This window comes from Micromonospora sp. DT15, assembly GCF_049841475.1.
GTDB lineage: Bacteria > Actinomycetota > Actinomycetes > Mycobacteriales > Micromonosporaceae > Micromonospora.
Genome location: NZ_JBNCKJ010000001.1, coordinates 671449 through 688920, shown reverse-complemented (window position 1 = coordinate 688920; position 17472 = coordinate 671449). Strand labels below are relative to the sequence as shown.

Annotated in this window: 18 protein-coding genes; 9 read left to right on the top strand and 9 right to left on the bottom strand. The window is 69.3% G+C overall.

What is annotated here, in order from left to right; all coding sequences use genetic code 11:
- Positions 1-68: 68 nt before the first annotated feature.
- Genes ACLQ3F_RS03240 through ACLQ3F_RS03230 form a run of 3 tightly spaced genes read left to right on the top strand, consistent with a single transcriptional unit; the run spans position 69 to position 3498 of the window.
- Positions 69-908, top strand: coding sequence for a carbohydrate ABC transporter permease (locus tag ACLQ3F_RS03240; RefSeq protein ID WP_355006941.1), 840 nt, complete (start codon positions 69-71; stop codon positions 906-908).
- Positions 905-1729: a carbohydrate ABC transporter permease gene (locus ACLQ3F_RS03235; RefSeq protein ID WP_425845842.1), complete on the top strand. Its 825-nt coding sequence runs from the start codon at positions 905-907 to the stop codon at positions 1727-1729. Before ACLQ3F_RS03240 ends, ACLQ3F_RS03235 begins: the two co-directional genes overlap by 4 nt.
- 56 nt (positions 1730-1785) lie before the next feature.
- On the top strand, positions 1786-3498 hold the full coding sequence (locus tag ACLQ3F_RS03230) for an amylo-alpha-1,6-glucosidase (protein WP_425845839.1): 1713 nt from the start codon (positions 1786-1788) through the stop codon (positions 3496-3498).
- 10 nt (positions 3499-3508) lie between these two features.
- Here the strand turns inward: ACLQ3F_RS03230 and ACLQ3F_RS03225 are convergent, their stop codons facing one another.
- The gene (locus ACLQ3F_RS03225; protein ID WP_355006944.1) at positions 3509-4522 is read right to left on the bottom strand and encodes a LacI family DNA-binding transcriptional regulator; all 1014 of its coding nucleotides are present in this window, start codon (positions 4520-4522) and stop codon (positions 3509-3511) included.
- Between the two features lie 205 nt (positions 4523-4727).
- Here ACLQ3F_RS03225 and ACLQ3F_RS03220 point away from each other — a divergent pair, with 205 nt between their 5' ends.
- Positions 4728-6206 (top strand): arabinofuranosidase catalytic domain-containing protein, encoded by a 1479-nt coding sequence (locus ACLQ3F_RS03220; RefSeq protein ID WP_425845834.1) that lies wholly within the window; start codon positions 4728-4730, stop codon positions 6204-6206.
- A gap of 165 nt (positions 6207-6371) precedes the next feature.
- On the opposite strand, the gene ACLQ3F_RS03215 is transcribed toward ACLQ3F_RS03220, so the two are convergent.
- From ACLQ3F_RS03215 to ACLQ3F_RS03205, 3 genes are read right to left on the bottom strand one after another with little or no spacing between them, the layout of a single operon-like run.
- Positions 6372-7151, bottom strand: a complete 780-nt coding sequence (locus tag ACLQ3F_RS03215) for a MerR family transcriptional regulator (RefSeq protein WP_425845832.1) — start codon at positions 7149-7151, stop codon at positions 6372-6374.
- A 45-nt stretch (positions 7152-7196) separates the two neighbouring features.
- Entirely contained in the window at positions 7197-7958 is a 762-nt protein-coding gene (locus ACLQ3F_RS03210) for an ABC transporter permease (RefSeq protein WP_357222035.1), read from the bottom strand.
- Entirely contained in the window at positions 7955-8752 is a 798-nt protein-coding gene (locus ACLQ3F_RS03205) for an ABC transporter ATP-binding protein (RefSeq protein ID WP_425845829.1), read from the bottom strand. The genes ACLQ3F_RS03210 and ACLQ3F_RS03205 overlap by 4 nt, the downstream gene beginning before the upstream one ends.
- A gap of 179 nt (positions 8753-8931) precedes the next feature.
- Here ACLQ3F_RS03205 and ACLQ3F_RS03200 point away from each other — a divergent pair, with 179 nt between their 5' ends.
- A complete protein-coding gene (locus tag ACLQ3F_RS03200; protein WP_425845826.1) occupies positions 8932-10386 on the top strand; it encodes an alkaline phosphatase PhoX in 1455 nt (484 codons plus the stop codon).
- An 82-nt stretch (positions 10387-10468) separates the two neighbouring features.
- Here the strand turns inward: ACLQ3F_RS03200 and ACLQ3F_RS03195 are convergent, their stop codons facing one another.
- From ACLQ3F_RS03195 to ACLQ3F_RS03180, 4 genes are all read right to left on the bottom strand, one after another.
- Positions 10469-10885, bottom strand: coding sequence for a VOC family protein (locus tag ACLQ3F_RS03195; RefSeq protein ID WP_425845823.1), 417 nt, complete (start codon positions 10883-10885; stop codon positions 10469-10471).
- A 128-nt stretch (positions 10886-11013) separates the two neighbouring features.
- Positions 11014-11211 (bottom strand): hypothetical protein, encoded by a 198-nt coding sequence (locus ACLQ3F_RS03190; RefSeq protein ID WP_425845820.1) that lies wholly within the window; start codon positions 11209-11211, stop codon positions 11014-11016.
- A gap of 80 nt (positions 11212-11291) precedes the next feature.
- Positions 11292-11666: a cupin domain-containing protein gene (locus tag ACLQ3F_RS03185; RefSeq protein WP_357204432.1), complete on the bottom strand. Its 375-nt coding sequence runs from the start codon at positions 11664-11666 to the stop codon at positions 11292-11294.
- Positions 11667-11785: 119 nt separating this feature from the next.
- Positions 11786-12283 (bottom strand): YcxB family protein, encoded by a 498-nt coding sequence (locus ACLQ3F_RS03180; RefSeq protein WP_357262087.1) that lies wholly within the window; start codon positions 12281-12283, stop codon positions 11786-11788.
- A 357-nt stretch (positions 12284-12640) separates the two neighbouring features.
- Here ACLQ3F_RS03180 and ACLQ3F_RS03175 point away from each other — a divergent pair, with 357 nt between their 5' ends.
- The 3 genes from ACLQ3F_RS03175 to ACLQ3F_RS03165 all read left to right on the top strand — a co-directional run bounded on the left by ACLQ3F_RS03175 (position 12641) and on the right by ACLQ3F_RS03165 (position 15399).
- On the top strand, positions 12641-13846 hold the full coding sequence (locus ACLQ3F_RS03175) for a cellulose binding domain-containing protein (protein ID WP_425845815.1): 1206 nt from the start codon (positions 12641-12643) through the stop codon (positions 13844-13846).
- Positions 13847-13936: 90 nt separating this feature from the next.
- Complete coding sequence (locus ACLQ3F_RS03170; RefSeq protein ID WP_355006956.1) at positions 13937-14527, top strand: DinB family protein; 591 nt, start codon at positions 13937-13939, stop codon at positions 14525-14527.
- On the top strand, positions 14524-15399 hold the full coding sequence (locus ACLQ3F_RS03165) for a DUF4253 domain-containing protein (protein ID WP_425845811.1): 876 nt from the start codon (positions 14524-14526) through the stop codon (positions 15397-15399). The genes ACLQ3F_RS03170 and ACLQ3F_RS03165 overlap by 4 nt, the downstream gene beginning before the upstream one ends.
- A gap of 21 nt (positions 15400-15420) precedes the next feature.
- Here ACLQ3F_RS03165 and ACLQ3F_RS03160 read toward each other — a convergent pair whose 3' ends face one another.
- Complete coding sequence (locus ACLQ3F_RS03160; RefSeq protein ID WP_425845807.1) at positions 15421-16467, bottom strand: serine hydrolase domain-containing protein; 1047 nt, start codon at positions 16465-16467, stop codon at positions 15421-15423.
- Between the two features lie 98 nt (positions 16468-16565).
- On the opposite strand from ACLQ3F_RS03160, the gene ACLQ3F_RS03155 reads away from it, so the two are divergent.
- A complete protein-coding gene (locus tag ACLQ3F_RS03155; RefSeq protein ID WP_425845804.1) occupies positions 16566-17435 on the top strand; it encodes a fructosamine kinase family protein in 870 nt (289 codons plus the stop codon).
- The last annotated feature ends 37 nt before the right edge of the window (positions 17436-17472 follow it).

Genomic DNA, 17472 nt, shown 5'->3' with positions numbered 1-17472 from the left:
CATCCGGGCCTCCCCCGTCCCGTGCCCGCCGGCCCAACCGATGGATGGCGTGGGGCTTCCTGGCACCCGTGACGATCTACCTGGCGGCCTTCTACGCCTACCCGCTCTACCGCAACGTCGAGTTGAGCCTGCGCGAGTACACAGTCCGCTCGTTCGTGCAGGGCGGAGCGCCCTTCGCCGGCCTCGACAACTACCGGACGGTCCTGACCGACCCGGCCTTCGGGCCGACGCTGACCCACACGGTGGTCTTCACGGCGGCCTCGCTCGCCTTCCAGTTCACCATCGGCATGGCGCTGGCCCTCTTCTTCCACCAGCACTTCCCGCTGTCACGCACGCTGCGGGCACTGATCCTCGTACCGTGGCTGCTGCCACTGATCGTCTCGGCGTCGACCTGGTCGTGGCTGCTCAACAGCGACTCGGGCCTGGTCAACGCGGCGCTCGGCGTCGTCGGGATCGACCCGGTCAACTGGCTCACCTCGCCGGGCTGGTCACTCACCTCGGTGATCATCGCGAACGTCTGGATCGGCATCCCGTTCAACCTGGTGGTGCTCTACAGCGGCCTGCAGGCGATCCCGACCGAGATGTACGAGGCGTCCGCGCTCGACGGCGCGACGGGGTGGCAGCGGTTCTGGGGGATCACCTTCCCGCTGCTGCGTCCCGTCTCCCTGATCACGCTGCTGCTGGGGCTGATCTACACGCTGAAGGTCTTCGACATCATCTGGATCATGACGAAGGGCGGTCCGACCGGCTCCTCGGCAACGCTGGCCACCTGGTCGTACCGGCTCGGCTTCGGCAACCTGCTGCCCGACTTCGGCCCGGGCGCGGCCATCGGAAACCTGCTCATCGTGCTGGCGCTGATCGCCGGCCTGGTCTACATCCGGATCGAGCGGAGGCAGCAGCTGCGATGACCACCTCGACGCCTCGGGCCTGGTGGAAGACCGGCGTCGGCCTGGTGCTGACCGGGCTGATGCTCTTCCCCGTCTACTGGATGATCAATGTGTCCTTCACCCGGGACCAGGACATGCGGGCCAGCCCTCCGCACCTGTTCCCCATCAACGGCACCCTGGACGGCTACCGGGCGGTACTCGACCAGCAACTGCCGTACCTCGGCACCAGCTTCCTGGTCGGTCTCGGCACCGTGGTGCTGACCGTGGCGCTGGCGGCCCCCGCCGGCTACGCGCTGGCGAAGCTCCGGCCACCCGGCGGCCCGGCGCTGAGTTTCCTGCTGCTGATCGCGCAGATGATCCCGGGGATCATCATGGCGATGGGCTTCTACGCCATCTACCTCACCCTCGGCGTCCTCAACACGCTGCCCGGCCTGATCCTGGCCGACACGACGCTCGCGGTGCCGTTCGCTGTCCTGATCTTCACGGCCTTCATGTCCGGCATCCCCGACGAGCTGCTCCAGGCCGCCGTGGTCGACGGCGCCGGTCGGCTGCGGACCTTCTGGTCGGTCGTGCTGCCGGTCAGCCGCAACTCGATCGTCACGGTGTCGCTCTTCGCGTTCCTGTGGTCCTGGTCGGACTTCATCTTCGCCTCGACCCTGGCCGGAGGCGGCGACTACCAGCCGATCACCCTCGGCATCTACCACTACATCGGCAACAACAACCAGCAGTGGAACGCCATCATGGCCACCGCCGTCGTCGCCTCGATCCCCGCCGCCGTCCTGCTGATCCTGGCCCAGCGGTACGTCTCGATGGGCGTGACCTCCGGCGCCGTCAAGGACTGACCAACCGCCGCGGTCCAGGACCGACCACCCGCACCACAGAAAGGCACCCGCCACCCATGACCGTCGTCCCGTCCGGTCCGGAGTTCGGAATCCAGGACATCCCGTTCAGCTACCGCGGATCCTGGTTCAACATCTCCCCGGTGGTAGCCGAGAAGACGTACGCCGACGACCTGCACCTGGTCTCCCACCAGACCGGGATGCACCCCGTGCTGCGACTCACCCCCACTGTCGCCGGCACCACCGTCGTCGCCACGCCCGCGCTGCTGACCTGGCACAACGGGGCCGACCGGATCGAGGCCGTCTACGACGGGCCGGACACCCTGCGGATCCGGGGCCACCGTCTCGGCCTGCGGGTGGCCGCCGCCGCGCACACCCTCACCCCGTTCAGCGGCACCTACCTGTACGCCGACCCGGTCGACGGATCACATGTGTTCACCTCGTACGAGACCGGTCGCCGCTACCGGGTCACGGTGCTCTCCGGCGCTCTGTCGCGGACCCGGGGTGCGCAGGCGCTCGGCACCGCCGACCGCTCCCTTGACCTTTCCGGCGACCAGCCGTGGGAGATCGCAATCGAGGAGTACGCCACCGCCCGCCGCCCGTACGCCGGATCCGTCACCTTCGAGCAGTTGCGCCGCGACCGGTTCGCGGAGTTCACCGCGTTCGTCGACGCGATCGCGCCCTGGCGCGGCCCGGAGACCCCGGCCGCCGAGCTGGCCGCGTACGTCCTGTGGTCGGCCACTGTCGCCCCGGCGGGCTTCGTCACCCGGCCGGCCGTCCTGATGTCCAAGCACTGGATGGACAAGGTGTGGAGCTGGGACCACTGCTTCAACGCGATCGCCCTGGCGGCCGGCGAGCCGGAGCTGGCCTGGCACCAGTTCCAATTGCCCTTCGACCACCAGGACGAGACCGGCGCGCTCCCCGACTCGGTCACCCATTCCGAGGTCCTGCACAACTACGTGAAGCCCCCCATCCACGGCTGGGCCCTCCGTCACCTGCGCCGACGCCTTCCCCAGCCGCCGAGCCGGCTGGCGCTGGCGCAGACGTACGACCGGCTCGCCCGCTGGACCGAGTTCTGGCTGGACGCGCGGCGGGCCCCCGGCCACGACCTGCCGCACTATCAGCACGGCAACGACAGCGGTTGGGACAACGCCACCACCTTCGACGAGAACCGGGTCCTGGAGACGGCCGACCTCGCCGCGTTCCTGGTCTCGCAGCTTCGCTGCCTCGCCGACCTCGCCACCGAGCTGGGTGAGCCCGCCGACCGCTGGTGGCAGGAGGCCGACCGGATCCACGGGGCCATGCTGCGCGACCTGTGGGACGGCGAACGCTTCCACGCCCGGGACCCCCACACCGGGCACCGGCGAGCCAGCCGCAGCCTGCTCGACCTGATGCCCGTCGCGCTCGGGGCCGACCTGCCGGCCCCGGTCGCCGCCGCGCTGGCGCGCGGCGTCGAGACCCACCTGACCACGCACGGTCTGGCCACCGAGCCGACCGACTCGGCCCACTACCTCGCCGACGGCTACTGGCGGGGCCCAATCTGGGCGCCCTCCACCGTCCTGGTCGAGGACGGCCTGCGCCGGGCCGGGCAGACCAGGATCGCCGACGACATCAGTCGGCGGTTCCTCGCGCTGTGTGAGAAGTCCGGCTTCGCGGAGAACTTCGACGCCGAGACCGGCACCGGGCTGCGGGACCGCGCCTACACCTGGACCGCCAGCAGCTATCTCATCCTCGCCGCCGCCCAGGAGGAGCGGCGTGTCAGGGGCGGGTAGCCGGGTCGGATCAGCGGCCCCGGACCGGGCCGGTGCTGGACCGCAACGAGATGGGCGGGCTGTAGAGGCGGTGTCGTGGCACGGCGCCGGGAGCCGCGATGATCTCCAGAAGTAGCGACACCGCCTCGGCGCCCATCTCGACCATCGGCACGTCGGCGGCGGTCAGCGGCGGGCGGAAATCCTCCGCCCAGTGCTGCGCGGCGACTCCGGTGACGGAGAAGTCGCGTGGCACGGACAGCCCGGCGCCGGTCAACGCCCGCTGCATTCCGGGCAGTGCGGCCTCGTTGATGGTGGCCACCGCCGTGACCTCGGGGTGCGTCGCGAGCAGTTGCTCCATACACGCCTCGCCGGAGGCGGTGTCGTCGCCGCTGCAAACCTCCACGCCGGTCAGCCCTCGCTCGGCCGCCGCAGTACGGAAGCCGGTCAGCGCGCGATGACTGGGGCCGTACCCGGCGGCCACCAACTCGGCGGACCGGTTCACGAGTGCCACGTGCCGGTGCCCCAGGTCGGCCAGGTGCTGCACGCACCGGGCGATCAGCCCGGCGTAGTCGATGTCGATCCAGCTCATCCCGTGCGGCTCGGCGGTCCGCCCGATGGTGACGAACGGCAGCCCGGCCTTGGTCAGCCGGGTCACCCGGTCATCCGCCAACCGGATCTCCATGAGGACCACGCCGTCCACCCGGCGCCCGGTGACGATCCGCTCGAACGACCGGTCATGGTCGCCACCGGAGGGGGACAGCAGCACGTCGAGGTCGTGGCGGGCGGCGGCTTCGACGACGCTGGCGACGAAGCCGAGCTGCATGTCGGTCAACCGCTGGCTCGCCGGCGGGATAACCAGCCCGAGGGTGCGGGTGCGCCCCTCCTTGAGAGCACGGGCGCTGGCGTTCGGGCGGTAGTCCAACTCGTCGATGACCGACTGGATCCGTTGCCGGGTCGCCGCCGACACGCTGCGTTTTCCGCTGAGCACGTAGGAAACGGTGCTGCGGGACACCCCCGCCCGGCGAGCGATCTCCCCGATGTTCATCAATCGCCCTCGAATCGACTTTTGCCCCGACACGGGGACGCACCTTGCTCCGCTGACCAGCATATCCGTCCTCAGCCTCATCGATCGATGACCAACGTGTGCCAACTAGCGTCAATAGATGGACGACCATTAATGTCACAGGTATGACGTGTGACGTCAATTCCATCGCCACACCCCACCCCCACCACGCACCCGAAAGGATCCGATGAACGTGCAGAGAAAGCTGGGTCGCCTGATGGCCGCCGCCGGGACCCTGTTGGTCCTCGTCGTCGGCGCCAGCGCCTATGTGGTCTCGGACGCCCCTGGCGTCGCCCACGCCGCCGGCACCGGTCCGTGTGACATCTACGCCTCCGGCGGCACGCCGTGCGTGGCCGCGCACAGCACCACCCGTGCGCTGTACGGCGCGTACAACGGCCCGCTCTACCAGGTCCGGCGATCGTCGGACAACACCACCCGGGACGTCGGCGTGCTCAGCGAGGGCGGCTACGCCAATGCCGCCACCCAGGACACGTTCTGCGCCAACACCACCTGCGTCATCACGATCATCTACGACCAGTCCGGCCGCAACAACCGCCTCACCCAGGCGCCCCCCGGCGGCTTCGCCGGCCCCGCCCCCGGCGGTTGGGACAACCTCGCCGACGCGAAGGCGGCCCCGGTCACCGTCGGCGGGCAGAAGGCGTACGGCGTCTACATCGCCCCCGGCACCGGCTACCGCAACAACAACACCAACGGTGTCGCGACCGGCGACCAGCCCGAGGGCATCTACGCGGTCGTCGACGGCACGCACTACAACCAGTGGTGCTGCTTCGACTACGGCAACGCGCAGACCAACAGCCTCGCCGACGAACGCGCCATCATGGAGACCGTCTACTTCGGCGCCAACAAGCAGTGGGGCTACGGGGCCGGGGCCGGCCCCTGGATCATGGCCGACCTGGAGTGGGGGCTGTTCTCCGGCGTCAACGCTGGCTACAACAACATCGCGTCGATCAACCACCGCTTCGTCACCGCCATGGTCAAGGGCGAGCCGAACCACTGGGCGATCCGGGGCGGCAACGCCCAGTCGGGCAGCCTGACGACCTACTTCGACGGGCCACGCCCCAACGGCTACCACCCGATGAAGAAGGAGGGCGCCATCCTGCTCGGCATCGGCGGTGACAACAGCATCACCGGTCGCGGCACCTTCTTCGAGGGCGTACTGACCTCCGGCTACCCGACGGCGGCCACCGAGAACGCCGTCCAGGCCAACATCAACGCCGCAGCCTACGCGCCGACCGGCGGCGGCAACCCACAACAGAACGTCCAGGTCGTGGGCGGCCAGTCCAGCCGCTGCATCGACGTGCCGAACGCCAGCACCACGAACGGCACCCAGGTCCAGCTCTGGGACTGCATCGGCAACAGCACCGCGCAGCGCTGGACCTACACCGCTGGCAAACAACTCCAGGTGTACGGCAACAAGTGCCTGGACGCCTCCGGCCGCGGCACCACCAACGGCACCCAGGTGATCATCTGGGACTGCAACGGTCAGAACAACCAGCAGTGGAACGTCAACAGCAACGGCACCATCACCAGTGTGCTGTCCGGGCTGTGCCTCGACGCCAACGCCGCCGGCACCGCCAACGGCACCAAAATCATTCTTTGGGCCTGCAACGGCGGCACCAACCAGCAGTGGTCCACCCGTAGCTGACCCATCGCACGATTGATCGGCAGTGCCGCCCCCGCCCAACCGCCGGGGGCGGCACTACCGCCGGCGCTGGGCTGGCCGCGCTGGCGTCCCGCCGCTGGTGGCGCGACACCTGCACCAGCCCTGTGGGTTCGCCCGCGGTGAACCACCAACAGCGCTGACAGCCGATCAGGTGGACGGCTCTGCCAGCCGCTCCAGCCGCGCCAGACCATCCCAGCCGCGCTCGCGCATCAGACTCAGCAGTCGCTTCACCCGCGGGTCCGCCTCGACGGCCAGCGCGTCCAGAAGGTCGAACGGCAGGTCGTCCTTCGCCACCTCACCGAGGTCGATCTCGCCGGAGCGGTATGCCTGCTCGGCGAGGCTCGCCAGGATGTCGGCGGCCTCCACCAGAGACGCGTCGTCGCTGGTGTCGCTGTCGAAGATCTCCGACAGGATCCGATAGAGCCGAATGAGTTGCGGGTCGTCGAGCTGCGCGATCTTGCTGGGCATCCATTCGCGGACCCGATCGGGCCAGCGGGCCGACATCAGGATCCAGCTGTCCCGCTCACCCGCCACCACCCGCTCGGAGACGCCAATGTCCCGGAGCCGGTCGAGGTAGGCGGTCACCTCCGGCGCGAGCGCCAGACGATCCCCGGCGGCGAGGTGCGCGATCTGCCTCCGGCTGGTCTCCAGTCGTGCGATCTCGTCGCCCAGTTGCCTGTCGATCTCCTCGACCGCGGCCGCGAAGGTCGACGCGTCGGCCTCCAGCATCTGACCGATCTGGGACAGCGGCACGCCGGCGTTGGCGAGAATTCGGATCCGGATGAGGGACACCACCGCCCCTGCGCTGTACCGCCGGTAGCCCGAGGCGTCCCTCTCGGGCTCCGGCAGCAGGCCGATCTGGTGGTAGTGCCGTACCGCCCGCACCGTGACTCCGGCGTACGCCGCTAGTTGGCTGATCGTCAGCATCTCCTGATCCTGCCCCTCGAGTCGCTCGGCCCCCTCGAATCGCGCTCAGGAGATCTTGCGACGGTAGGTCAGGTTGGCGAAGAGGTAGGCCACCACGAGGATGCCGACGCACCAGGCGAGGGCGGTCCAGATGCCCGATCCGACAGGCTTCTGCGCGAAGAGGTCGCGGATCGCGTTGACGATGGCGGTCACCGGCTGGTGCTCCGCGAAGGCGCGCACCGGGCCGGGCATCGACGCGGTGGGCACGAAGGCCGAGCTGACGAACGGCAGGAAGACCAGGGGGTACGAGAAGGCGCTCGCGCCGTCCACCGACTGGGCGGTCAGGCCGGGAATGATGGCGATCCAGGTCAGCGCCAGGGTGAACAGCACCAGGATGCCGGCCACGGCGAGCCACCCCAGCACGCTCGTCCCGGTGCGGAAGCCCATGAGCAGGGCGACGAGGACGACGACGACCAACGAGATCAGGTTGGCGACCAGTGAGGTCAACACGTGCGCCCAGAGCACCGCGGATCGTGCGATCGGCATGGACTGGAACCGTTCGAAGATGCCGCCCTGCATGTCCAGGAAGAGCCGGAAGGCGGTGTACGAGATGCCCGAGGCGACGGTGATGAGCAGGATGCCGGGGAGCAGATAGTTCACGTACGAGTCGGAGCCGGTCTCGATCGCGCCGCCGAAGACGTAGACGAACAGCAACATGAAGGCGATCGGCATGACGGCGGTGGTGATGATGGTGTCCGGGCTGCGGGCGATGTGGCGCAGTGAGCGTCCCAGCAGAACCGTGGTGTCGCCGAGGAAGTGCCTGTTCATCGTTGTTCCTTCTCGGTCTTGGCGCCAACGAGGGTGAGGAAGACGTCCTCGAGGGTCGGCTGCTTCTCGACGTACTCGATCTCGGCGGGTGGCAGGAGCTGCTTGAGCTCGTCGAGGGTGCCGTTCACGATGATCCGTCCCTCGTGGAGGATCCCGATCCGGTCGGCGAGTTGTTCGGCCTCGTCGAGGTACTGGGTGGTGAGCAGCACCGTCGTGCCGCCACTGGCGAGTTCCTTCACGGCCTGCCACACCTCGATGCGCGCCTCCGGGTCCAGCCCGGTCGTCGGCTCGTCGAGGAAGATGACCGGCGGGTTCCCGATCAGGCTCATCGCGATGTCGAGGCGACGACGCATACCGCCGGAGTAGGTCCGTACCCGCCGGGTGCCCGCTTCGGTCAGCGAGAAGCGCCTCAGCAGGTCGTCCGCGATCGAACCGGGCTCCTTGAGGTGGCGCAGTCGGGCGACCAGGATCAGGTTCTCCCGCCCGGTGAGGATCTCGTCGACCGCCGCGAACTGCCCGGTGAGACTGACCGACTGCCGTACCTCGGCAGCCTGGGTCGCCACGTCGAAGCCGGCGGCCCGGGCCGTCCCGCCGTCGGCCCGCAGGAGCGTGGCCAGGATCCTCACGACCGTGGTCTTGCCGGCACCGTTCGAGCCGAGCAGGGCGAAGATGCTGCCCCGCGCGACGTCGATGTCGACGCCACGCAGCACTTTGAGCTGCTTGAACGACTTCTCCAGACCAAGCACGTGGATCGCGGCCTGCTCGGTCTGAGCTGTTGTGTGCGAATTGCTCATGGCGGCAGCATGGAGGGTTGACGCAGCGTCAAGGTCAAGCCCGATGGCCCGGCGACGCGTGCGCGACCCTGACTCTTAACTCCGATGTCACCACCCGATCCCACTGGTGACGTGTCGCTGTCCACCCGAAGGAGTTGGCTGCCAGTCGTCGCACTTGTCTGGACCAGGAGTTGATCCACGTGCCTTCGTCTCGTCGTACCTTCCTCGCCAGTGGCGCCGCCGCCGGCGTCGGCATTGCCGTCGCGGGCGGCCTGCCGTCCCTGGCCCAGGCCAGCCCGGCCCGGCCGCACCCGCCGGTGAAGCCCGGCACTGTGCCCTTCCCGCCGCTCGTGGACGATCCCAAGGGGATTCTTGCCCTGCCCAAGGGCTTCCGTTACACGGTGGTCACCCGGACCGGTGTCACCCGGCTCGACCGCGGCCAGGGCACCACCCCGTCGGACCATGACGGCATGGCCGTCTACGACGGCGGTCACGGCCGGTACACCCTGATCCAGAACCACGAGATCGACCCGGGCGCCGAGTTCGGCGTGCCGCACGTCAAGGGCACTGTCTACGACGCGGGCGCCGTTGACGCCGGCGGTTGCACCGTGATCAAGACGGACTTCGCGGGCCGCAACCTGGGCGAGTTCGTGGCGCTCTCCGGCACCATCTCCAACTGCGCCGGCGGGCCGACCCCCTGGGGCACCTGGCTGACCTGCGAGGAGGCCGAGGACCGCGCCGGCGACACGTGGGAAGAGGGCAGCCGGTCCGGCGTCTACCAGAAGGACCACGGCTACGTCTTCGAGGTGTGGGCCGACGGCAGCGCCGACCCGAAGCCGATCAAGTGCCTGGGCCGCTACTCCCACGAGGCAGTGGCCGTCGATAAGGACCGCACCCGGGTCTACCTCTCCGAGGACGCCGACGAGCCCAACGGCCTCTTCTACCGCTGGACGGCACCGCACGGCGTCAAGCTGGGCCCGGGCGTGCTCACCCGCCTCGCACCGAACGCCGGCGTCCTCGCCGCGATGCAGATCATCATGGATGACGGTTCGGTGCTGCCGGACGTCGCCTACCTGACCTCCGCCCAGCTGGGCCGCCCCTTCCCGGTCCGCTGGATCGAGGTGCCGGACCGCGACGCGCGCACCAGGTCGGTACGCGAGCAGTTCGCCGACGGCCAGGTCACCCGCGGACGCAAGTTCGAGGGCGTGTGGGCCACCGACGAGGGCGTGTACGTGGTCAACTCGTACGCCTGGGACGAGGGTGACCTGCCGGCGGACGCGGCACCGCACGACGGAATGGTCTGGTTCTACAACTTCAAGGACCAGACCATCCAGCTCGTGACGTACTTCCCGCACCAGACCCAGTCCGAGGAGGGCACGCCGGTCAGGTACACCGACATCACCTTCGACGGCCCGGACAACGTGACGGTCACCCCGTGGGGAAGCCTCGTGCTCGCCGAGGACGGGTCCGGCGCGTCGCACGTGCTCAGCACGATCCCGGGCGGGCCCACGTACGCGATCGCCCGTAACCAGCTCAACGACTCGGAGTTCTGCGGGCCGACCTTCAGCGCGGACGGCAAGGTGCTCTTCGTCAACATGCAGGACCCGGGCCTCACCCTGGCCATCACCGGCCCTTGGGAGAAGTACCTGGGCTGAGCGAGCCCGAATGTGGGGGCCGGGCGAACCGCCCGGCCCCCGGCAGGCTCGGCCGCGCTCAGGAGACGCGCGGCGGGCGGCACTAGTCGAGGCAGAACTCGTTGCCCTCGACGTCCTGCATGTTGAGGCACGACTCGTTCTCGCCGTCGGCGAGCAACAACTGCCCGCGTACCGCGCCGAGCGGGATCAGCCGCGCGCATTCGGCCTCGAGGGCGGCCAGGCGCTCCTCGCCCACCAGCCCGGTGCCGACCCGCACGTCGAGGTGCACCCGGTTCTTGACGACCTTGCCCTCGGGCACCCGCTGGAAGTACAGGCGCGGGCCCACCCCGGACGGGTCACTGCACGCGAACCAGGAACCCTGCTCGGAATTGACATCCTCCCAGGAGGCGGACCCTTCCGGGGCCGGTGGCGGGACGTACCCCAGCACCTCACACCAGAAGAGGCCGACGCGCACCGGCTCGGCGCAGTCGAATGTCACTTGTACCTGCTTGACCGACATCCGCTCACCTTATGAGTCGCGCTGCCGCCGCTGTGCTCTCACCCCAGGCGCCAGGGGGGCGCATCACACCCGGGGCGCCGACGACGTCATACGCGCGACGACCACGGCGACCATGAACCCCGCAGGCGTCAGTGCGTGCTCCGCGTCCTCGGTGTCGCCGCCGCGCCAGAGCGCTTGACCAGGACCGCTCCGCCGGCGACGAAGATGACGCCGAGGATCACCCCGACGAGGTTGCTCTGGGTCAGGCTGGAGACGACCCCCAGCACACCCACGACGATCGCCAGTACGCCGAGGATCCGCATCGTGTAACGACCGACAGACTTCACCCGTTCACTCGTCATGGTGTGCCTTCTGCCCAGCGCGCCGATCGCGCAAACGGCGGTGATCGATGACCGACCGTGGGTGCTCACTCCACCTTGGTGAGAAGTGGTTTCCCCTTCTCGACGACGTACGTGGCCAGTTCGACAGCGATTCCGTCGCCAACGTTGCGGGCCTCGTGGTGCACACCGTACGGGACCGTGAGCGCGTCGCCGGGATTGCACACCATGGGTGGCTGCCCGTCCAGCCGGTATTCGAGCGTTCCCTGAAGAACGCAGATGATCTCCTCGCCGGGGTGGAAATGCTTGAACGGAGGCGAATCCGGCGTGAACTCCACCCGAGTCTGAATGACCTCACGCCCCGGGATGCTGAGGTCGTGCCGTTGCAGATCGATCCGCCACAGCCCTGGTGCTGACTCCACCGCTGTGGGGCTGATCCCCGCAGGTCGGTCCTTGGTGCTCATGACGGCCTCCTGTGAGCCGCCGGACCGACGGCCATTACTCGAACTGGTGCATCCCAGTCGAGAATAGGTAGCCACGGGCGATCAGGGGCGGGGATGCCGACACGGGGCGGCAGCCGAGTTCACCGACGGGGCAGCAGCCCTCGTTCGGACATGTACGCGCGCAACGTGTCCGCATCCTCGGGGGACATCAGCCAGCGGGGGATCACGGTCGCCGGCATTCGGCCGACGTACACGACCCAGAAATCTCCGGCCTCGCGCACCTGGGCGACCCCGTCCCAGGCGATGCCGCCGGACTCCGAGCCGCTGCGCATCATGATGTTGTCTTCGGTGATGTCGTAGGCGCCCTCGACGGCGTAGTTACCGGAACGGCGTCGGGCGCGGGCCAGCACCCACGGCCGGTACAGCATCGACAGCACGCCGCCCACGACGAGCGCGGTCCACAGCGGCGAACTCCGCTCGCCCCACCCGAGCCCTCGCGAGGCGACGAGACCGATGACCCCGACCGCCGTCAGGACCGCCCCGATGTAGCCGAATCTGCGTAGCCGGACGTTGCCGAGCGCCGCGGCCACCCGGCTCGGGTAGGCGGGATCGGCGGGGACGTCGAAACGGATCTGCACGCCAGAACGATAGTGCCTCCGCCCGCCCGGGAAAGCGCCTTGCCCCGCCTCACCTGACAAGCCTCGGCCATCCGGGTGCGGCAGTCTGATCAGAGTCAACCAGAAATTGACACCTTTCACTGCGACAGTGATAGTAACTGCGTACAGCTCCCATCGGAGCGCCTGTAGGGACCGCGGCCGGGCGGTCGCCGGCGCTGAATGAGCGGGCAGTGGCGACCGGGGGCACGGCCGCCACGCGGGCCGCGACGCGCACACGTCGACCAGACCCGTGGCCAGCGCTGACCACCTCTCGTCGGGGCGCGAGTGACACACCCGCCGCCGCAGGGAGCGCCACCGTGACTGTTCCTGGAGGACTCAATGAGAAGGCGAGCAAAGATCTACGCGGGACTGGCGGCCGCCATCGTCCCGGTCACCTCGGTGATCATGGCGCTCGGCGGGACACCGGCGTCCGCCGCCATCGGCGGTTCCGGCCCCTACCCTGCCGACTACGAAACCTCAGCCACCCTGGCCAACCACACCATCTTCCGGCCGCAGACCCTCCCCTCCGAACGCCTGCCCATCGTCGTGTGGGGCAACGGCGGCTGCTCGGCCAACGGGCTCTCCCAGGGCAACTTCCTCCGCGAGATCGCCTCCCACGGCTTCCTCGCCATCGCCAACGGAGCCCCGAACGGATCCGGCTCCACCAACTCCCAGATGCTCACCCAGTCCATCGACTGGGCGGTCACGGAGAATTCCCGGCAGGGCAGCAAGTACTACAACAAGATCGACACGAGCAAGGTCGCCGTCGCGGGCTTCTCCTGTGGAGGCGTGGAGGCGTACGCCGTCTCGAACGACCCGCGCGTCACCACGACCGGCATCTTCAGCAGTGGTCTGCTCAACGACGCCGACGACTACCAGCTCAGGAGACTGACCAAGCCGATCGCCTACTTCGTCGGCGGGCCCAGCGACATCGCCTACCCGAACGCCATGGACGACTGGGGCAAGCTGCCCGCCGGCCTGCCCGCCTTCATGGGCAACCTGAACGTCGGGCACGGCGGCACCTACGACCAGGCCAACGGCGGGGAGTTCGGCCGGGTGGCGACCCTCTACTTCAAGTGGCGCCTGAAGGGTGACACCACCGCCGGCCGCACCTTCGTCGGCGCCGACTGCGGTCTGTGCGGCACCCAGTGGAGCGTCCAGCAGAAGAACCTGACGCTCGACGACGGCACGCCACCCACCACGCCCCCGCCCACCACGCCGCCGCCCACGACGCCGCCGCCGACCGGCACGCCTGGCTGCACCGCTGTCTTCGCTGTCCAGGACCAGTGGAACGGCGGCTTCGTCGCCAACGTCAGCGTCACCGCGGGGAACGCCCCACTGACCGGCTGGCGGGTCACACTCACCCTGCCGGGCGGCGCGTCGGTCAGCTCGCTCTGGAACGGGGTCAGCAGCGGCACCAGCGGAACCATCACGGTCGCCAACCAGAGCTACAACGGGCGACTGGCCGCAGGTCAGGCCACCAGTTTCGGCTTCCAGGGCACCGGCAGCGGCAGCGGAACCACAGCGAGTTGCGCCGGAAGCTGACACCCGGACACGTCGAGTCGTTCGGCGGGCCGGTGCCGGTGCACCGGCACCGGCCCGCCGAGGCTCAGCGGATAGGGAAGACTGGCGCGCATGGCTGATCTGAGCGATGCGAAGGCCGCCCTGCACCACTACCTCCGGGGCAACCGCGAAGACCTCATCTGGAAGCTCGACGGGCTCAGCGAACGGGAGGTCAGGCTGCCCCGCACGGCGACCGGAAACAACCTGCTGGGCGTGGCCAAGCACTGCCTCAACGTCGAGGCCGGCTACTTCGGGCCCACCTTCGGCCGCGAGTTCCCGACGCCCGACGAGCTGGTCCCGCTGGCGGCGTTCGACGAGGACCCGCAGGCCGACTGGTACGCCCGTGAGGACGAGACGAAGGACGGGCTGATCGACCTGTACCGCCGGGTCGGGGCGTTCGCCGACCAGACGATCGAGCAGCTGCCGCTCGACGCGCCGGGGCAGGTGCCGTGGTGGCAGCCAGGTCGGCAGGACGTGACGCTACAGCGGATCATCATCCACGTGACCTGCGACCTCGCCCGCCACGCCGGGCACGCCGACATCATGCGCGAACAGCACGACACGGTGGTCGGCCTCGGGCGGAACAACAGCAACATCCCCGACGACTACGACTGGCCGGCGTATGTCAGCAAGCTGACGAAGCTTGCCGACCAGTTCGGGTGATCGGCAAAGCTGCCGGCCTGCGAGACGACCTCAACCAGATCGAAGCGGCCTTCCGGGGCACACCCCTGGCCGGCCTGCCGATCGGGCACGGCCCGTCGGGCACCATCCTCGTCGCCGACGTCGACCCCGACCGTCTGCACGAGGTCTGGCAGGCTGCTGAGGCGCTGGTCCCGGTCATCGGACGCCGGCCCGTCCTGGTTACCGACGATTTCGACGACGCGCTGACGATCCGGTCCGAGCCCGAGCAGGGCCCGTCGGAGTCGGAGCTGCGCACGTTCGTCGAGGCGGCGGCGTCTTCCGAGCCCTGGCTGACCTACCGCCACTACAGCGAGGACCAACAGGTCGACGAGGACGAGATCGGGTTCTACGCGCGGGGTACGACCGGCGTCGATCTGACCGACCTGGTGCCGGACGCGGTGCTGCCGACACCAGTCTCGGTGCTGGAGCGGGCGCTGTACGACCGGCTGCTCGCCGACGCCGACCTGCACGCCGAGGTGCTTGGCAACGTGCGGCTCGTGACGCAGGCCGAGTACTGGTACACGCCGGACAGCGTCCTGCTCATGTTGCTGCCCCCCAGCGACGTCCGCGGCTCGGCGTACTGGGTGGACTTCTACGGTGCGCTCACCCAGGAGGATCAGCAGCAACTCGCCGAGGTGCTGGCCCAGTGGCGGCACCGGTGGGACGCCCGCCTGGTCGCATCGTGGGGCACCATGCTTCAGTTTCACGTGGGTCGTCGCCCGACGCCGGGCGACGAGGCGTGGGCTGCCGCCGGTCAGCTCAAGGCCCTCGCTCCGAACCTCGAACTGAGCCGATGGGAGGTGGCCGTCGCCCTGCCGGCCGGTGACGCCTGGTTCGTCCACAACCGACCCTGACCGATACGGTCCCCACGCAGTTCAACCCTCGTCAAGCTGCGCAACCGTGACGGTACGAGAGACTTCTCGGATCAGATCGAGCGGTTCCTCGGTCCAGTGGGAGGCGAGGACGAGTTCCCGGGCCGGATCGACCCACAGCAGGTGTCGCCCGCCGTTGCCCCGGGCACTGCGGCCGGTCGACGGGGCTCCGGGCCAGGGCACCTGCTCATCGTTGAGCCACCACAGGTAGCCGTACTCCCGTTTCACCGGGCACGGGGCCCAGGACTGGTCGACCCATTCGGCGCTGAGCAGCCGGGTCCCCGCATGGGTCCCGCGGTCCAGGAAGAGCTGCCCGATCAGGGCCAGGTCCCGGGCCGGGACGATCAGTCCCCCGCCCCAGTGCGCGCCGCCGGAGACCACCTCGACCCGGCGACCGTCGAGATCGACGACGCTCGTCCGGTACCCGTGCCACGACCACCGGTCCGAGGCGCCCACCGGGTCCATGACCCGCTCCCGCAGCACCTCCGGCAGCGCCCTGCGCAACAGCAGCGTCAGCGCGTACGCGAGCAGGTTCATCCGTACGTCGTTGTACGCCCACCCCTGGCCCGGGGGTGTGCCGTGCACCTCGGTCCGCTCGCGGAAGCTCTGCGCGTCGACGCTCGTCGGCTTACCCCACAGCTCGCCCTCCCACTGGCTCGACTGTTGCAGCAGATGACGCCAGGTGATCCGCTCGTTGTGCGGTCCCCGGAACTCGGGTACGTCGACGACCTGGTGCACCGGTTGGTCCGGCACCAGCAGCCCGTCGTCGAAGGCCAGGCCGGCCACCACCGACACGACCGACTTGGTGACGCTGAACGCCATCTCCGGGACGTCCGGGTCGCCCCAGGCCGCGACCTCCCGACCGCCGACCCGGACGACACCACTGGCCCCACTGGCGGCCCGCAGCGGGCCGACGACCTCACGGTGGCTCGCGTCGGCGACCTGTGCGGCCAGGTAGGTCTCGATGTCGACGGCGTCTCTGGTCCACCGAACACCGAACTCCTGGAGGGTCCGCTCCAGCCGTTGCTGATCCACCGCCACATCACCCATGCCCAGCAGTGTCCAACACCCCGGCCGCCGGCCGGGCCAGCCGTGATCAGCCACATAGGATCGGGCGACCTCGTACGCCGGAGATGAGGAGCGTCCCCGTGACCCTGCTGGAACGTCTGCACCTGGCCGGTATGCGCGAGGTCGTCGCTGTGCGGCCGGTGACCGGCGGGCTGGCGGCTCTCGCGGGCATCGCCACCCGCCGGGATGCCCCGCCGGTGTTCGTCAAGGCGTTCGCCGACCCGCCGGCGGACGACGTCTTCGTCGCCGAGGCCGAAGGGCTGACCGCACTGCGCGACCTGGGCGGCGTGGCGACACCCGAGGTGATCCTGGCGGATCGGGACGTACTGGTGTTGTCGGTGTTGAGCGAGAGGCCGCGCAGCGAGACCTTCTGGGAGCAGTTCGCACACCTGCTCGCCCGCCTGCACCTGAGCACGACCCATCCCCGTTTCGGCTGGCACCACGACAACTGGCTGGGCCGTCGCCGTCAGGTCAACACGTGGAACGACGACGGCTTCGCCTTCTTCGCCGAGCACCGGCTGCTGCGTTGGCTCGACGAGCCCCGCGTCGGGGCGGCGCTCGACGCGGAGGACCGGTCGGCGCTGGAACGGCTCTGCGACCGGCTGCCCGACCTGCTGCCGGAGCGTCCGGCGTGCCTGACGCACGGCGACCTGTGGGCACAGAACGTCCTGGCCACCACGGACGGAGAGCCTGCGCTGATCGACCCGGCCGTGTCGTACCTGTGGGCCGAGGTCGACCTCGCGCACGTGTGGTCCACCTCGCCTCCGCCCGAGGCACGACGGATGTTCGACGTCTACGCGGAGCTGACCTCGCTCGACGCCGACTGGGAGGCCCGGATGCCGGTCATCCAGCTGCGACAACACCTCGCCGTGCTGGCTCAGTTCGACGACGACTGGGGCGCGGCCGAGCAGATCCGCGCCGTCCTTGCCCCGTTCCGGACGCGATCCTGATCGAAGGGCCCGGCGGCCGACCACGGAGACCGGCCCG

What these genes read in the sequence shown, in the direction of transcription:
- ACLQ3F_RS03235 (WP_425845842.1), top strand. Translation starts at nt 905, where the DNA reads ATGACCACCTCGACGCCTCGGGCCTGGTGGAAGACCGGCGTCGGCCTG.
- ACLQ3F_RS03230 (WP_425845839.1), top strand. Translation starts at nt 1,786, where the DNA reads ATGACCGTCGTCCCGTCCGGTCCGGAGTTCGGAATCCAGGACATCCCG.
- ACLQ3F_RS03225 (WP_355006944.1), bottom strand. Translation starts at nt 4,522, where the DNA reads ATGAACATCGGGGAGATCGCTCGCCGGGCGGGGGTGTCCCGCAGCACC.
- ACLQ3F_RS03220 (WP_425845834.1), top strand. Translation starts at nt 4,728, where the DNA reads ATGAACGTGCAGAGAAAGCTGGGTCGCCTGATGGCCGCCGCCGGGACC.
- ACLQ3F_RS03215 (WP_425845832.1), bottom strand. Translation starts at nt 7,151, where the DNA reads ATGCTGACGATCAGCCAACTAGCGGCGTACGCCGGAGTCACGGTGCGG.
- ACLQ3F_RS03210 (WP_357222035.1), bottom strand. Translation starts at nt 7,958, where the DNA reads ATGAACAGGCACTTCCTCGGCGACACCACGGTTCTGCTGGGACGCTCA.
- ACLQ3F_RS03205 (WP_425845829.1), bottom strand. Translation starts at nt 8,752, where the DNA reads ATGAGCAATTCGCACACAACAGCTCAGACCGAGCAGGCCGCGATCCAC.
- ACLQ3F_RS03195 (WP_425845823.1), bottom strand. Translation starts at nt 10,885, where the DNA reads ATGTCGGTCAAGCAGGTACAAGTGACATTCGACTGCGCCGAGCCGGTG.
- ACLQ3F_RS03185 (WP_357204432.1), bottom strand. Translation starts at nt 11,666, where the DNA reads ATGAGCACCAAGGACCGACCTGCGGGGATCAGCCCCACAGCGGTGGAG.
- ACLQ3F_RS03175 (WP_425845815.1), top strand. Translation starts at nt 12,641, where the DNA reads ATGAGAAGGCGAGCAAAGATCTACGCGGGACTGGCGGCCGCCATCGTC.
- ACLQ3F_RS03170 (WP_355006956.1), top strand. Translation starts at nt 13,937, where the DNA reads ATGGCTGATCTGAGCGATGCGAAGGCCGCCCTGCACCACTACCTCCGG.
- ACLQ3F_RS03160 (WP_425845807.1), bottom strand. Translation starts at nt 16,467, where the DNA reads ATGGGTGATGTGGCGGTGGATCAGCAACGGCTGGAGCGGACCCTCCAG.